Raw genomic sequence first — 15,953 nt, 5'->3', positions numbered from 1 at the left:
GTCCAGTCGTTGCGTGCCGAGGGCACATTCGCGTACTGCTCACACCACGTCGGCGGGAGCGAGCTTGCAGGCGCAGCCATCGGCCTCGATCTGCAGGGTGGGATGCTGGATATTGAAGCGATGGGACAGCTCAGCGCAGACGCGATGCAGGAAGGCATCATCCGTTCCGCCTGCCCTTACCAGATGCGCCGTCAACGCGGTCTCGTTGGTGCTCATCGCCCAGACGTGGAGGTCGTGCACCTCGCTGACGCCGTCGAGGGAGGCGAGATAATCGCGTACCGCCGGCAGGGCGATGTCGCGCGGCACGGCGTCGAGCGCCAGATTGACGCTGTCGCGGGCGAGATCCCAGCCGCTCAGGAGCACCACGAGCGCGATGATCAGGCTGACCACCGGGTCGACCCACAGCCATCCGGTCCAGATCGTCACCAGCGCCGCGATGACCACGCCGAACGACACGGCGGCGTCGGCGGCCATGTGCAGGTAGGCGCCGCGAATATTCAGGTCGGTGTCGCGGCCACGCATGAACAGCATCGCGGTGGCGCCGTTGATGACGATGCCGAGCGCAGCCACCCACAGCACGGTCGTGCCGGCGACCTCGTCCGGATTGCGCAGGCGGTCGAAGGCCTCGACGGCGATGCCGCCGACCACGAGCAGCAGCAGGCCGGCATTGATCAGCGCGGCCAGGATCGAGGCGCGGCGATAGCCATAGGTGTGGCGGTCGGTCGGCCGCCGGCCCGACAGCCACAGCGCGCCCCAGGCCAGGAGCAGCGACATCACGTCGGAGAGATTGTGGACGGCGTCCGAGATCAGCGCCAGCGAATGCGCGGCATAGCCGAAGATGAGCTCGGCGATGACGAAGGCCGTGTTGAGCGACACGCCGATCGCGAACGCCGTGCCGAAGCTGGCGGGCGCGTGGCTGTGGCCGGCGTGGCCATGGGCGTGCGGGGAGCCATGATCATGGGAATGATCATGGTCGGGATGATGAGAATGCGAGTGCGCCATCCAACATGTCTCCGGGCGATCGCGCACCTCGCGATCGCCCGCTGTCTGATATAGACGGCCGCCGGACGGATACTATTACGTCGCTACTCGATCGGCCGGTTGAACTTGTTCGACTTCGGCAGGCCCTGCGCGATGCGGCCGGCATCGGCGCGGTTGCCACGGTAGTCGGCCAATTCCTTCCAGCTCAGGCCCTGGTCGCGGCCGGCGGAATCCTTCCAGGCGAGCCCCTGCTTCTGCTCGAACGTCGTGACGTCGGACAGCTGCGCGCTGGTGTATTTCTGCAGCCGGACGCCGCGGCCACGCGCCATCTCCGGCACCTGGTCGAGCCCGAACACCACCATCTTGTGGTTGGTGCCGATGACCGCGACCTGATCGCCCTGGACGGTGGTGATCGCGCGCGCTTCCGCCGGTGCGGTCACGTTCAGCACCTGCTTGCCCTTGCGGGTGTTGCTGACGCAATCCTCTTCCTTGACGATGAAGCCCTGGCCGTCGGACGCCGCCACCAGGAACCTGCGCTCGCCCTTGGTGACGAACATCGACACGATCGAGGCATCCTGGTCGAGATCGATGAACATGCGGATCGGCTCGCCATGGCCGCGGCCGCCGGGCAGCTTGCCGACGTCGAGCGAGTAGAACTTGCCGTTGCTCGCAAACAGCAGCACCTTGGACGTATTCTCGGCAAAGAACGCCTGGCCGAGCTGGTCGTCGGTCTTGAACTGCAGGTTCGACAGATCGGCGACGTGGCCCTTCAGCGTGCGCACCCAGCCCTTGTCCGAGACGACGACCGTGACCGGCTCGCGCTCGATGAAGGCCTCCTCGATCGCGGCGAGGTCATGCTCCGGCGCATCGGCGAAATTGGTGCGGCGCTTGCCGAGCGGCGTCTTCGGCCCGAACAGGTCGCGGACCGTCTTGACCTGCTCGCCGACCTTGGCCCATTGCAGTTGCTCAGAACCGAGCAGCGCATTGATGCCCTTGAGCTCGCCGCGCAGGTTCTTGTCCTCGGTGCGGATCTCCATTTCCTCGAGCTTGCGCAAGCTACGCAGGCGCATGTTGAGGATGGCCTCGGCCTGCACCTCGGTGAGCTTGAAGGTCTTCATCAGGACCGGCTTCGGCTCGTCCTCGGTGCGGATGATCCGGATCACCTCGTCGATGTTGAGATAGGCGATCAGATAGCCGCCTAGGATCTCCAGCCGGTTCTCGATCTGCTTCTTGCGGTAGTTCGAGCGGCGCAGCAGCACGTCGCGCAGATGATCGAGCCATTCGCGCAGGCACTCGGCGAGACCCACCACCTTCGGGATCTTGCCCTTGATCAGCACGTTGAGGTTCAGCGGAATCTTGCTCTCGAGATCGGTGAGCCGGAACAGCGATTCCATCATCAGCGCCGGATCGACGTTCTTCGACTTCGGCTCGATCACGAGCCGCACGTCCTCGGCGGATTCGTCGCGGACGTCGCCGACCAGCGGCAGCTTCTTCTCGTTGAGCAGCTCGGCGATCTTCTCGACCAGGCGCGACTTCTGCACGAGATAGGGAATCTCGGTGATGACGACGATCCAGGTGCCGCGGTTGCCCTCCTCCTGCTTCCACTTGGCGCGGACGCGGAACGAGCCGCGGCCGGTGGTGTAGGCCTCGATGATCGATTCCTTTGAATCGATCACGGTGCCGCCGGTCGGGAAGTCCGGGCCCTTCACCCAGCGCAGCAGCGCGCGCGACTTGGCGTCGGGCTTCTCGATCAGATGCAGCGCGGCGTCACACAGCTCGGCGGCGTTGTGCGGCGGGATCGAGGTCGCCATGCCCACCGCGATGCCCTGCGCGCCGTTGGCGAGCAGGTTCGGGAAGCCGCCGGGCAGCACCACCGGCTCCTTGGACTGGCCGTCATAGTTCGGCCGGAACTCGACGCCGTCCTCGTCGATGCCTTCGAGCAGCAGCCGCGCGACGTCGGTCATGCGCGCTTCGGTGTAGCGATAGGCCGCCGGATTATCGCCGTCGATGTTGCCGAAATTGCCCTGGCCGTCGACCAGCGGATAGCGCGAGGAAAAGTCCTGCGCGAGGCGGACCATCGCGTCGTAGATCGCCTGGTCGCCATGCGGATGGAACGAGCCCATCACGTCGCCGACGATCTTGGCGGACTTCTTGAACGCGGTGCCGGGATCGAGCCGCAGCAGCCGCATGCCGTAAAGGATGCGCCGGTGCACCGGCTTGAGGCCGTCGCGCGCGTCGGGCAGCGCCCGGTGCATGATGGTCGAGAGCGCGTAGGCGAGATAGCGCTCCTCCAGCGCCTCGCGCAGCGCGACCTCGTGAATCTCCGCCGGCTCCGGCGGAATCAGTGATTTTCCCATTAGCGTTGAGCTTTCAGTGGGTTAGCCCAGGAGCTTGAGCTGAATTGAACGATTTGGGAACACGCTTTATGCGATGACGCGCCGGGGCGCAATGACGGCCCTGCCCGGTTCCAGGAGGAAAAACCGGGTGTCCGGCCGCGGAACCGCAAAGCAGCCCGCAAATCATGCAGGTCATGCGCCGCCGACGCATGCCGCTACGCTCAGGATTGGGCAGCCATCGCGCGTCCCGTTGAGATGCAACGATGTCGCACACGAGTCTGTGTTGCTGAGATCGTCACCCTCCGTCGCTAAGGTAGCAGCGGACATCCTTGGTTGCGTATCGACGCGACGAGGAGCGCCATCACGCCGCGCCTTGAACGCGGCAGATTCCATCCAGTGAGAAAGGCAGACATCCCATGAGCTCAGGATTCGTGACGACATCGGGCGGCACGCAGATCTTCTACAAGGATTGGGGCTCGGGCCGGCCCATCGTCTTTCATCATGGCTGGCCATTGTCGTCCGACGATTGGGACGCGCAGATGCTGTTCTTCCTCGACAAGGGCTTTCGCGTCATCGCGCATGACCGCCGTGGCCATGGCCGCTCGAGCCAGACCGAGACCGGCAACGAGATGGACACCTACGCGGCCGACGTTGCGGCGCTCGCCGCCAAGCTCGACCTCAGGGACGCGGTTCACGTCGGTCACTCCACCGGCGGCGGCGAGGTCGCGCGCTACGTGGCGAAGCACGGCAAAGGCCGCGTCGCCAAGGCCGCCCTGCTCGGCGCGGTGCCGCCGGTCATGGTCAAGTCCGACAAGAACCCCGGCGGACTGCCGATCGAGGTGTTCGACGGCTTCCGCGCCGCGCTCGCCGCCAATCGCGCACAGTTCTTCCTCGATATTCCGACCGGCCCGTTCTACGGCTTCAACCGCGACGGCGCCAAGATCTCCGAAGGCGTGATCCGCAACTGGTGGCGCCAGGGCATGATGGGCGGCACCAAGGCGCACTATGATTGCATCAAGGCGTTCTCGGAAACCGACTTCACCGAGGATCTCAAGGCGATCGACGTACCGGTGCTGCTGATGCATGGCGAGGACGACCAGATCGTCCCGATCGACGATTCCGCGCGCATTGGCATCAAGCTGCTGAAGCATGGGACCTTGAAGACCTATCCGGGCTTCCCGCACGGCATGGCCACGACCCATGCCGACGTGATCAATGCGGACCTGCTGGCGTTCATCAAGGGGTAGCTCGCGCTCTGGTGAATGAGCAGCCGGAGGCCGGTGAGGCGGCAGACCTCACGTCTTGCACGTCATGGCCGGGCTTGTCCCGGCCATCCACGTTGCACCGCGCACGCCGAACGACGTGGATGCCCGGGACAAGCCCGGGCATGACGAGTGCGTGGCAGCTCCTCGTCCACCATCGCTTCAATGCCTTTGCTGAAGACATGGTCAAACCTTCTCGCGACGCGATCAGCGTCCGAGCTATCACATCGATCACCCTCTCCAATCAGAGGGCGCAGGGAAGGCCGGACCTCGACTGAGGCCCGTGGCCCGCCTGCGAAAAAAATGCAGGCGGCAGGTACCACAGGTCAGCCGGACGACCCGGCCCTCCCTGCGCGATGGGCTTACGATTTATACGCAGTCTCCCCGGTGTCCGGGCTTGTTAGCCACCGTCGTCAGCGCGATGCCTGAGGCATCCATCGCCGGCTTGACGCCAGCATCGGGGCGCCAGGACGCTGCGATTTCATCGTCCTGCCGGACTCGTTCGTCCACGCGCATAGAGCACGCTGCGATCCGACAGGCCACCGCTCCCCGCCTCGCGTATCGTGACGATCGCGCGTAACGCCCCTTCGGTGAGGCGGGATGGGCGGAAGCATCGTCCTGATTTGCCCGACGACACAAGCTGATCGGCCTGCGGCAGATTGGCTCGACGGGCAGTTTGCGCATGGCAGATCAGCGATTCTGCTGATCCGAAGCTCGGAAGAGCCGGAACCGGAGCCGCGGCTGGCGCGTTGCCGACAACATCAACACGCGTTGCGTCAACCGATTTTCGACTGAAGCCCCTGCTGCGGACAGTTCTGCATGAAGGATTTTTCAGACGCTGCGTTTTCGCCTGATGTCATCGTGCTGATGACGCAGGCCCTCGACAGTGCCATCGCCGCGCTGCCCGAGCCGGTGAGCTCGACCCATGTCACCCTGCTTGCCGAATCGGTGCTGCGTGCCGCCAAGACCGGAGAGCGGGATCCTGCCGCGATGCAACGACTGGCGCTGCTCGAATTGCAGATCATGCCGCGCGTGTAGGGCGCATCGCGCTCCCCAGCCGCCATCCGATATCCGCGACGACCTCCACAGTCGTTGTGCGCTGCATCGCACCCATTCGTAATTGACAAACCAATTCGTCAATGTCTAACTCGCTGCCACCGCCGACAGAGCGGGGCAAACGGGGAGGATCTTCATGCGACGGCAGATGCTGGCCTGCGCGTTCCTGGCAACGACGTCATTCATTGCGACCAACGCATCGGCTCAAGTCTCCGACGACGTGGTGCGGATCGGCGTGCTCACCGATCTCTCGAGCTGGGGGCGCGACAACAGCGGGCCGGGCTCGGTCGAGGCGGCGAAGATGGCGGTCGAGGAATTCGGGCCCACCGTGCTGGGCAAGCCGATCGAGATCATCAGCGCCGATCACCAGATGAAGACCGACGTCGGCACCACGGTCGTGCGCGACTGGTTCGACAACGGCAAGGTCGATGCCGTGGTCGACATTCCCAATTCCGGCATCGCGATCGCCGTGCACAACATGGTGCGCGAGCGCAACAAGATCGCGCTGCTGTCAGGTCCGGGCGCGAGCTCGCTGACCGACGAGCTGTGCAGCCCCAACACCGTCCACTTCACCTACGACACCTATGCGCTGTCGAAGGTGACGACCTCCGCCGTGATCGGCCAGGGCGGCAAATCCTGGTACTTCATCACCGCGGACTATGCGTTCGGCCAGCAACTGGAGAAGGACGCGACGCGCTTCATCAAGGAGCTCGGCGGCACCATCCTGGGCGGCGTCAAGCATCCGACCAACACCGCCGATTTCTCCTCCTTCGCGCTGCAGGCGCAGAGCTCGAAGGCCGACGTCGTCGCCTTCGCCAATGCCGGCCAGGACACCGACAACGCCATCAAGCAGTCCGGCGAGTTCGGCCTGGTCAAGGGCGGCCAGAAGCTGGTCGGGCTGTTGATGTTCGACACCGACGTGCATGCGATCGGGCTCGAGGCGGCGCAAGGCACCTACATGACGACGGCGTCGTACTGGAACATGGACGATGCCACCCGCGCCTGGTCGAAGAAGTTCTACGCCCGCGCCAAGGTGATGCCGACGATGATCCAGACCGGCGTCTATGGCTCGGTGCTGCACTATCTCAAGGCGATCAAGGCGGCCGGTACAGACGATCCCAAGGCTGTCATGGCGAAGATGCGCGAGCTGCCGATCGAGGATACCTTCGTTCACGGCGGCAAGCTTCGCGAGGATGGTCGCGTCATCCGCGACATGTATCTCGCCCGCGTCAAGAAGCCGTCGGAGTCGAAGGAGCCGTGGGACTACCTGGAGATCGTCAAGACCGTAAAGGGCGAGGATGCGTTCCGGCCGGTCTCCGAATCCAAGTGCCCGCTGCTGAAGAAGTAGGAGCGCGCGCATGAGCGGAGCAGATCACCAGGCCGGCGACACCCATGATTGCGACGTGCTGGTGGTCGGCTCGGGCTGCGCCGGGCTGTCGGCGGCGGTCACCGCCGCCCATGCCGGGCTGAAGGTCGTCGTGACCGAGAAGGAGCCGCGGTTCGGCGGCACCACGGCGCGTTCCGGCGGCTGGCTGTGGATTCCCGGCACGTCGCTGGCCAAGGCCTGGGGCATCGACGAGCCGCCCGAGCTGGCGCGCAGCTATCTGCGTCATGAAGCTGGCAACAGTTTCGATGCGGCGCGGGTCGACGCGTTCCTGAGCAAGGGCCCGGAGGCGGTCGACTTCTTCACCAGCAAGACCGCGCTGAAGTTCGACATGCCGCTGACCTTTCCCGACTACCACGCGGAGGCGCCGGGCGGCACCCAGGGCGGCCGCTCGATGGTGACGCGCCCGTTCGACGGCCGCGAGCTCGGCGACCATATCAAGGATCTCGGCCAGCCGCTGCCCGAGCTCACCGTGTTCGGCATGATGCTCGGCTCCGGCAAGGAGATCATCCATTTCATGCGCGCGACCAAGTCGCTGGCGTCCGCGTTCTACGTCGCCAAGCGGCTGTCGAAGCATGCGCTGGACGTGCTGCGCCACGGCCGCGGCATGACCTTGACCAACGGCAATGCGCTGGCGGGGCGGCTCGCGAAGTCGGCATTCGATCTCGGGATTCCGCTGTGGCTGTCGTCGCCGGTGGCCGAGCTGATCCGCGACGGCGAGGCCGTGCGCGGCGCCGTGGTGATGCGCCAGGGCCGACGTATCCGCGTCAATGCGCGGCTCGGCGTGGTGCTGGCCTGCGGCGGCTTCCCGCATGACGTCGACAGGCGCAAGGCGATGTTTCCGCATGCGCCGACCGGACAGGAGCATGTGTCGCCCGGCCCTGTCGGCAACACCGGCGACGGCCTGCGGCTCGCGGAAGCCGTCGGCGGCCGGGTCGAGGATGGCCTGCCGCATGCGGCGGCCTGGGTGCCGGTCTCCGTCACCACGCGCAAGGACGGTAGCAAGGGCGTGATGCCGCACTTCATCGACCGCGCCAAGCCGGGCGTGATCGCGGTGACCGCGGATGGCGTGCGCTTCGCCAATGAAGGCAACTCCTACCACGACTTCGTGCAGGCGATGGTCAAGGCGGCCAAGCCGGGACGCGAGATCGCGGCTTGGCTGATCACCGACCACCGCTCCTTGCGCCGCTATGGCCTCGGCTGCGTGCCGCCGTTCCCGATGCCGCTCGGGCACCATCTCAGCACCGGCTATCTCAAGCGCGGCGCGACATTGGCCGAACTCGCGAGCACGACGGGCATCGATCCGCGGGGGCTGGAAGCAACCGTCGCCGCCTTCAACGCCGATGCGGCGCTGGGCCAGGATCCGGCCTTCGGCAAGGGCTCGCGCGCCTATAACCGCTACCAGGGCGATGCGCTGCACGGACCGAACCCGTGCGTGGCGCCGATCAAGGACGGGCCGTTCTACGCGATCAAGATGGTGATCGGCGATCTCGGCACCTATGCCGGCATCCGCACTGACGAGCATGCCCGCGCGCTCGACGCCCAGGGCCAGCCGATCGAGGGGCTCTATGCCGCCGGCAACGACATGGCGAGCATCATGGGCGGCAACTATCCGGGTGCCGGCATCACGCTGGGACCGGCGCTGACCTTCGGCTACATTGCCGGTCGGCACCTCGCGGAACGCGCGGGCCAAAGGAGCGCCGCATGAGCGACCATCAGATGTTGGCCGGAAAGCTGGCGCTGGTCACCGGCGCCGCCAATGGCAATGGCCGTGCGATTGCGCTGGGACTCGCGGGCCGCGGCGCCGATGTCGTGATCACCGACATCGACATGGAGGGTGCGGAGCGCTGCGCCGCCGAGATCCGCGGCCATGGCCGCAAGGCGTGGGCCTACAAGCTCGATGTCACCGACGCCGCAGGCTGCGCGGCATTGGCCGCGCAGCTACGCGCCGAGGTCGGACCGATTTCCATTCTCATCAACAATGCCGGCATCATCATCCGAGAGAATATCGACTCGCCGCGGGCCGCGCAGAACTGGCAGCGGGTGATCGACGTCAATCTCAACGGCGTGTTCAACGTCACCTACGCGTTTCTCGCCGCGCTGCGCAAGACGCGCGGCACCATCGTCAACATCGCATCCGTCGCGTCCTTCATCGGCATCAGCAACACGCTCGGCTATTCGCCTTCCAAGGGCGGCGTGAAGTCGCTGACCCAGGCGCTGGCGCGCGAGCTCGCCGCCGACGGCATCCGCGTCAACGCCATCGCGCCCGGCGTGATCGCCACCGCGATGACGGAGACGACCCGCAACGATCCAGAGCGGCTCGCAGGCTTCATGAGCCGCACGCCGCTCGGCCGCGTCGGCCAGCCGGAGGAGCTCGCCGGCCCCGTGGCATTCCTGGTCTCGGACATGGCGTCCTACGTCAACGGCGTGACCCTGCCGGTCGACGGCGGCTTCCTGGCGGTGTAGGCACGGCGCCGAACCAGGGGCACAACAAGACATGGGACGAGAGAGCCGCGGCATCCAATCGATCGAGGTCGGCGGCACCTTGCTGCAGGCGCTGGCGCGCAGCGGCGAGCCGATGATGCTGCGCGACCTCGCGCGCGAGGCCGGGCTGCCGCCGGCCAAGGCGCATCCCTATCTCGTCAGCTTCTCGCGCATCGGTTTGATCGAGCAGGACGAAACCACCGGACGCTACGAGATCGGCCCGCTCGCGCTCGAGCTCGGACTGATCAGCCTGCGGCGGCTGTCGGCGGTGCGGATCGCCACTCCGAAGATCGCGGCGCTCGCCGGCGCCATCGATCACGCGGTCTCGCTCGCGGTGTGGGGCACCAATGGCCCCACCGTGGTGCGGCTGGAGGAGCCGAGCCATCCGGTGCACATCGTGATGCGCGTCGGCTCGATCATGGCGCTCTTGGAAACCGCGACCGGCCGCGCCTTCGCGGCGTTCCTGCCGCCGAAGACGGTGAAGGCCGCGCTCGACGCCGGCCTCGACCGTCTCGGTGTCGGCTACAATCCGAAGCGCGCACTGAGGAGCCCGAAAGTGGCGGAGATGCTGGCCGAGGTGCGCGCGCAGGGCCTGGCGCGCGCCGTCGGCGATCCCCTGCCTGGCGTCAATGCCTTCGCCGCGCCGGTGTTCGATCACGCCGGTCATGTCGCGCTGGTCATCACCGCGATGGGACCAGCCGGCACCTTCGATGCCGGCTGGCAGTCGCCGCTCGCGAACCGCCTGCGCGCCTGCGCGGCCGAGATCTCCAAGCAGCTCGGCCACGGCATCGCGCAGCCGTGAGCCTCAGGCCGCGACCGAGCGCTTCTCCGGCCACGGATCGGCCCACGCCGGCAGCCGCATCAGCCCGTCGAGCCAGCGCACGATGTTCGGAAACGTCTCCATCGGCATCTCGGCCTCGCGCCAGTCGGTCGCCATCGAAGCGGCCGCGAAATCGGCGATGGTGAGCCGGTCGCAAGCAATGTGGCTATGCGACCTGAGATGCGCGTCGAGCACGGCGGCGAACGTCTTCAGGTTCGGCACCTTCGCGACCAGCGCGGCACGGTCCGGCGCACCGATCCCGAACGTCTTCTTCACGATGTGCTCGAAATAGAACGGCCCGACCGCGGGCGCCCAGTGGCAATCAGTCCACGCCAGCCAGCGCAGCACCTCGATCTGCTCCTGCGGATCGCGCGCCGGCCACATGTCGCAGCTCTCGCGAATGCAGAGCTGCGCCATGATCGCGGTCGACTCCCACAGCACGGTGTCGCCGTCGACCAGCACCGGCGCCTTCATGTTGGGATTGAGCGCGGCATAATCCGGCGTCTTCATTTGGCCGGTGACATCGATGAACTCGGCCGGGACGCCGAGATGCTTCACCAGCGCCAGCACGCGGCGCGGCGCCTGAGCCTTGATCCAGTAGATCTTCATGACGGGTCTCCATCTCATGTGCCTCGAAGACGAACGTAGCAGCACCGGATCGACAGTGACCGAGCAATAATTCAGCGGCGGTTCCGCTGACTCGTACGGTTCCCGTAGCCGTCACATCGCGCGCACCGCCGCCCGTGCGGTGAGAATGCAACCCGGCAGGAACGTGCCCTCCAGTGACCGCTTACCCGACGCGCCGCCGCCGCCGAAACCGGCGGCTTCGCCGACCGCGTAGAGGCCGCCGATCGGCGCGCCCGTGGTGTCGAGGACCCGGCTCTGCAGATCGGTCTTGAGGCCGCCGAGGCTCTTGCGGGTGATGAGTTGCATATGAATGGCGATGTACGGCCCGGCGCCCGGCGCCTGCAGCGGCGCAGGCTTGCAGGTGCGGAGCTTGTCCGGCCCCCATTGCCGCGCATGCAGAATGCGGCGCAACTGGTCGTCGTTGTGGAGCTTGTCGCCATTCCCAAAGTTCGCGTCGAAGGCGTCGGCGGTGGCCTGGAGCACCTCCGGCTTCACGTCGCCGGTGCCGGTCAGCGCATTCATTTTGGCGGCGAGGCCAGCCAGCGTCTCGTCGACCAGGAAATGCCGGCTCTCGCGCTGCATCTGCCGCACCAGGCGATGATTGCCGAGCAGCGTCTCCTTGAGGAACATCGGCATCTGCCGGTCGCGGATGCGCGGATTGTGCTCGGCGCCGGAGATGGCGAATTCCTTGGCGGCGATGCGCCAGTTCAACAGATGCCACGTATACGGCTTCTCCTGCGCCGCGACGCGCTGGCACAGATCATGGGTGTCGAAGCCGGTCACCAGCGGCTCGGGCCCGATCCGCTCGCCGCGATGGTTGAGCCACAGCGCCGATTTGCACGGCACCAGCGACAGGCCATGGCCCTCGAAATGCGGAAACGGATGCGGGATGCCGGCGGCGTAGTTCCACATCTCGCCGGCATGGGTGATCTCGGCGCCCACGCTATCAGCCGCGTGGTGATGCAGCTTGCCGTCCGAGAACGGATGCGCGCCATTGAGCATCGCCTGCGGCAGCGGCCGGCCTTTGACCCAGTTGGCGCGGGCCTCGGCGTGGCTGCCATTGAGACCACCCATCGCCAGCACTGTCAGCGGCGCCGCGATGCGGATTTCCGCGCCCGTCTGCTCGTTGACGGCAACAACGCCCGCCACGGCGCCGCCGGCGCGATCGAGGCTGACGGCGCGATGGCGATGCAGCACGGTCAGCCGGCCGCCACTGTCGGCCGCGCGCATCGCCGCGATCATCACGCGCGTGAGCCGCTGCGAGGTGCCCCAGACGACGTGATAGCGCGGCAGCGCATTGCCGTCACCCTGCCGGCCGCGCTCGACCCAGTTCACGGCCGGCATGAAGGTCACGCCATGCGACAGCAGCCAATCGTAGACCTCGGCGCGCGAATGCTCGACGTAATAGCGCGCCCATTGCAGCGGCCAGTGCTCGGCCGCGTCGAGCTCGCCGAACCTGATCCAGTCGCGCAGCGCGATCTCGGGCGTATCCGGGATCTTCATCCGCGCCTGCAACGGCGTGCCGACCAGCGCCATGCCGCCGAATGCCCACAACGCCAGCCCGCCGAACCGCTCCTGCGTGTCCCGGTCCACGATGGTCACCGACTTGCCGGCGCGCAGCGCCTCCAGCGCGGTGACGATGCCGGCGAGACCACCGCCGGCGATGACGACGTCGGATTGCAGCGTCGCGCTCATGTCACGGCGCGATCTTGCGCTTGAGCATCCGCGCCACCGGCAGCGGGACGCGGTCGAGCGATCCCAGGAGATGCGGCAGGAGCTTCAGCTTGAGGCCGGTCAGCGCCGGCGGCACCATCGCCTCGATCAGATGCGGCCCCGGCCGCGCGAGCGCCCCCTGCAACGCGCTGGTGAATTCGTCCGGCGTGGTGACGCGGGTCGATCGCACGCCCATGCCGTCGGCGATCTGTGCGAATTTCAGAACCGGCCCGTGCAAATCGAGCTGCGCCCGCGCCTTCGGTCCGATCTCATCGGCGCCGACCCGCTCCAGCTCGACGTTGAGCACGGAGTAAGAGGCGTTGTTGAAGATGATGGCGGTGACGTTGAGCCGCTCGCGCGCGATCGTCCATAGCGACTGGATCGTGTACATCGAGCTGCCGTCGCCGATCAGCGCGATGACCGGCCGGTCCGGACAGGCGATCGCAGCGCCGATCGCATTCGGCAGCCCCTGCCCGATGGCGCCGCCGGTCAAGGTGATCAGATCGTGGCGCGGCGCGCCCGCGGTGAACTTCGACAGCATCAGGCCGGAGCTGATCGCCTCGTCGACGACGATGGCGTTCTCGGGCAGGAGATGACCAACGGCCTTGCAGACCTTTTCCGCGGTCAGCTTCTTGCCGCGCGGACGCCCGGGCCGCGAGGCCGGTGACAATGCCGGCGTGGCGCTGTTGGCCTCCAGCGCGGCCGCAAGCTTGATCAGGCTGCCCGCGGCGCATTGCGCCGGCGTCGACAAGGTCAGCACCTTGCAGCCGTCATGCGGCAGATAGCTCTTCTTGCCGGGATAGGCGAAGAACGACACCGGCGCCTTGGCGTCGACCAGGATCAGCGTGTCGATCTCCTTGAGCTGGATCTGCGCCATCTCGGCGAGATAGGCGATGCGCTCGACGGCCGGCAGGCCCGCTCCCCGCTGCATGCGCGTCGGAAAGGTCTCGGCGTAGACTTTCACGCCGCAGGCCGCCGCGATGCGCGCGGCCGCCAGCAGCGACTCCTCGTGCAGCGCGGTGCCACCGAGCAGAAAAGCGCTGCGGCCGCCCGCCCTGATCGCCTCGGCGACCGCCTGCACGGTCGCATCGTCGGCGGCCGCCGGCGGCTCGATCACCGGCGCCGGCTCGGCGACGCCGCCTTCCCCCCAGGACACGTCGGCGGGCAGGATCAACGTCGCGACCTGTCCGGGCCAGGAGCACGCCGCCTTCACGGCCGCCACCGCGTCGCGGCACAATTCCGACGTCACCTGCGAGGTCCAGACGAATTCCGGCGAGACGTTGCGCGCGACGGTCTCGATGTCGGACTGGAGCTGCGCGTCATACGGGACATGGTAGGTGGCGTGGTCGCCGACGATGTTCACGACGGGCACCTTGCCCTTGCGCGCATTGTGCAGATTGGCGAGGCCATTGCCGAGGCCGCAGCCGAGATGCAGCAGCGTTGCCGCCGGCGTGCCGGTCATGCGGGCGTAGCCGTCCGCCGCGCCGGTCGCCACGCCTTCGAACAGGCACAGCACGGCGCGCATCTCCGGCGCGGAATCCAGCGCCGCGACGAAATGCATCTCCGAGGTGCCGGGATTGGTGAAGCAGACCCGAATGCCGGAATTGACCAGGGTCCGTATCAGAGCTTGCGCGCCGTTGGGCATGAGAAGAGCCTGTTGCCGGGAGACTGCCGCAGCGCGGGGCGACTTGGCCAACCCCGCCATGGCATTTCCCCTGTTTGTATTTGCGCCATTTTGGAATTGACGGTCTCAGAAATCCAATGAATTGTTATGGCTGGATCAATGATTTCGGCTCATCGATGTACACCCCCACCCTGCGCCAGCTGCAGCAGTTGGTCTACCTCGCGGAAGAGCGGCATTTCGCCCGGGCGGCCCAGCGCGCCCACGTCACGCAGTCGGCGCTGAGCCGCAGCTTGCAGACCTTGGAGGACGCCGCCGGGATGCGGCTGTTCGACCGCAGCTCGCGCTCGGTGGAGATCACCCCGGTCGGCGAACGGCTGGTGGCACGGGCCCGGTCGCTGTTGTCTGGCGCCGACGATCTCGGCCGCGAGATGCGCCTGCTCCGCTCGGGAGATGCCGGCGAGGTGACGGTGGGCGTCGGCGCCTTCACCGGGCTGACGCTTCTGCCGGATGCCATGGCGCGGCTGTATTCGGAGCACCCGTCCGTGCGCATCATCGTGGTGCAGGACAATTGGCGCGCCCTGATGGAGGTGCTGCAGCAAGGCAAGCTCGATTTCTTCCTCGCGCACATCACCGACATCCGCGCCGACGACAGCCTCGACATCGAGCCGCTCGGCGGCCTTCCGGGATACTTCTACTGTCGGGCGACTCATCCGTTGGCACGCCGACGGGAGCTTTCGGCACGCGAACTTGCCGGCCAGCACTTCGCCTCCGTTGCGCTGCCGCCGGAATTCAGCAGGCGCTTGGAAGCGCTCATCGCTGCGCCGGAGGGCCGCGGCTTCGACGTCGCGCTCGAATCCGAGAACGCGAGCCTGCTGGTGCAAATGGCCATTCGCTCCGACATCGTGCTCGTCGCGGGCGACGCCGTTCTCACCCACGAGCTGGCCTCCGGTCAGTTGATCCGCCTCAACGTGGCCGAGCTGAAAGAGCCGCGCGCATCGGATCTGCTGATGGCGCAGTTCGGCATCCTGCGGCTGAAGGGGCGGACCCCGTCGCCCGCAGCGATGATGTTGATGGACCTGGTGCGCGCGCAGGCCGAGCGAACGCTGATCGCGCCACGCCGGCCTCCGGCCCCCCGCGCCGCGCGTGACACGAAGCGGTCGCCGGCCACGACACGCAAGAAACCGAGTGGACTCCGGCGAGGCCGATCGCATCACGTCGGCAGAAGCAAAGCCTGACTGATCGCCGTCCTGCCATCGCTAGGTGGCGGCGCTGCGAGACAGCTCATGCAAGAGCAGCACGGCTTCCTTGCCTCGTGCTTCCGGCACGAACAGATGATCGTGGTGAAACGCCGAGACCGCGTTGACGCTGATGCCGGCGGCCGCGAGCTTCGTCGTCACCGCGGCAAGGAAACCCACCGCATCAAGCGCTGATAGCACCGAGAGCGTGATCAGGCGCGAGGCGAACCGGCAGGGCAACCCTGCCCGCCCTGCTTCCTCGCGCCGCACGATGAGCGTGATCGCTTCGCGCTCCCGGAACAGCATGAGGGGCGTCAGCCCGGCCGGGATGTCCTGATGCGTGTCGACAGTGCAGAACACGAACACGCCGTCCTGCAGCTCGGGAGCCATCGTGCGCAGCAGCGTATCGAGGTTGCGTTCACCCGCCATGG

Annotated in this window: 13 protein-coding genes; 7 read left to right on the top strand and 6 right to left on the bottom strand. The window is 66.8% G+C overall.

Annotated features, from left to right (window positions below; translation table 11 throughout):
• Positions 1-39 precede the first annotated feature (39 nt).
• Entirely contained in the window at positions 40-1,002 is a 963-nt protein-coding gene (locus ACQR1D_RS13025; RefSeq protein ID WP_315805840.1) for a cation diffusion facilitator family transporter, read from the bottom strand.
• 83 nt (positions 1,003-1,085) lie between these two features.
• Positions 1,086-3,338 carry a DNA topoisomerase IV subunit A gene (gene parC, locus ACQR1D_RS13020; protein ID WP_315805841.1) on the bottom strand — a complete coding sequence of 751 codons (2,253 nt, stop codon included), beginning with the start codon at positions 3,336-3,338 and terminating at the stop codon, positions 1,086-1,088.
• A gap of 395 nt (positions 3,339-3,733) precedes the next feature.
• Between parC and ACQR1D_RS13015 the strand changes: the two genes are divergently transcribed.
• The 6 genes from ACQR1D_RS13015 to ACQR1D_RS12990 all read left to right on the top strand — a co-directional run bounded on the left by ACQR1D_RS13015 (position 3,734) and on the right by ACQR1D_RS12990 (position 10,305).
• Complete coding sequence (locus tag ACQR1D_RS13015) at positions 3,734-4,564, top strand: alpha/beta fold hydrolase (RefSeq protein ID WP_434838226.1); 831 nt, start codon at positions 3,734-3,736, stop codon at positions 4,562-4,564.
• Between the two features lie 834 nt (positions 4,565-5,398).
• Positions 5,399-5,617, top strand: coding sequence for a hypothetical protein (locus ACQR1D_RS13010; protein WP_315803983.1), 219 nt, complete (start codon positions 5,399-5,401; stop codon positions 5,615-5,617).
• 154 nt (positions 5,618-5,771) lie between these two features.
• On the top strand, positions 5,772-6,983 hold the full coding sequence (locus tag ACQR1D_RS13005; protein ID WP_434838227.1) for an ABC transporter substrate-binding protein: 1,212 nt from the start codon (positions 5,772-5,774) through the stop codon (positions 6,981-6,983).
• A 10-nt stretch (positions 6,984-6,993) separates the two neighbouring features.
• Positions 6,994-8,727, top strand: coding sequence for an FAD-dependent oxidoreductase (locus tag ACQR1D_RS13000; RefSeq protein ID WP_434838228.1), 1,734 nt, complete (start codon positions 6,994-6,996; stop codon positions 8,725-8,727).
• Positions 8,724-9,485, top strand: coding sequence for an SDR family NAD(P)-dependent oxidoreductase (locus ACQR1D_RS12995; RefSeq protein ID WP_434838229.1), 762 nt, complete (start codon positions 8,724-8,726; stop codon positions 9,483-9,485). The genes ACQR1D_RS13000 and ACQR1D_RS12995 overlap by 4 nt, the downstream gene beginning before the upstream one ends.
• Positions 9,486-9,516: 31 nt before the next feature.
• Positions 9,517-10,305: an IclR family transcriptional regulator gene (locus tag ACQR1D_RS12990; RefSeq protein WP_315803987.1), complete on the top strand. Its 789-nt coding sequence runs from the start codon at positions 9,517-9,519 to the stop codon at positions 10,303-10,305.
• A gap of 3 nt (positions 10,306-10,308) precedes the next feature.
• Here ACQR1D_RS12990 and ACQR1D_RS12985 read toward each other — a convergent pair whose 3' ends face one another.
• The 3 genes from ACQR1D_RS12985 to ACQR1D_RS12975 all read right to left on the bottom strand — a co-directional run bounded on the left by ACQR1D_RS12985 (position 10,309) and on the right by ACQR1D_RS12975 (position 14,308).
• On the bottom strand, positions 10,309-10,932 hold the full coding sequence (locus tag ACQR1D_RS12985) for a glutathione S-transferase family protein (protein ID WP_434838230.1): 624 nt from the start codon (positions 10,930-10,932) through the stop codon (positions 10,309-10,311).
• A 111-nt stretch (positions 10,933-11,043) separates the two neighbouring features.
• Positions 11,044-12,645 (bottom strand): FAD-binding protein, encoded by a 1,602-nt coding sequence (locus tag ACQR1D_RS12980; RefSeq protein WP_434838231.1) that lies wholly within the window; start codon positions 12,643-12,645, stop codon positions 11,044-11,046.
• Position 12,646: 1 nt separating this feature from the next.
• The gene (locus ACQR1D_RS12975) at positions 12,647-14,308 is read right to left on the bottom strand and encodes an acetolactate synthase large subunit (protein WP_434838232.1); all 1,662 of its coding nucleotides are present in this window, start codon (positions 14,306-14,308) and stop codon (positions 12,647-12,649) included.
• A gap of 155 nt (positions 14,309-14,463) precedes the next feature.
• Here ACQR1D_RS12975 and ACQR1D_RS12970 point away from each other — a divergent pair, with 155 nt between their 5' ends.
• Positions 14,464-15,522 carry a LysR family transcriptional regulator gene (locus ACQR1D_RS12970; RefSeq protein ID WP_316181916.1) on the top strand — a complete coding sequence of 353 codons (1,059 nt, stop codon included), beginning with the start codon at positions 14,464-14,466 and terminating at the stop codon, positions 15,520-15,522.
• 21 nt (positions 15,523-15,543) lie between these two features.
• Here ACQR1D_RS12970 and ACQR1D_RS12965 read toward each other — a convergent pair whose 3' ends face one another.
• The gene (locus ACQR1D_RS12965) at positions 15,544-15,951 is read right to left on the bottom strand and encodes an ACT domain-containing protein (RefSeq protein ID WP_434838233.1); all 408 of its coding nucleotides are present in this window, start codon (positions 15,949-15,951) and stop codon (positions 15,544-15,546) included.
• Positions 15,952-15,953: the final 2 nt, after the last annotated feature.

Source organism: Bradyrhizobium sp. HKCCYLRH2047 (assembly GCF_051168175.1).
Taxonomy (GTDB): Bacteria; Pseudomonadota; Alphaproteobacteria; order Rhizobiales; family Xanthobacteraceae; genus Bradyrhizobium.
Note: the sequence above shows the minus strand (reverse complement) of the source record. Positions and strands in the feature narration are given on the sequence as shown.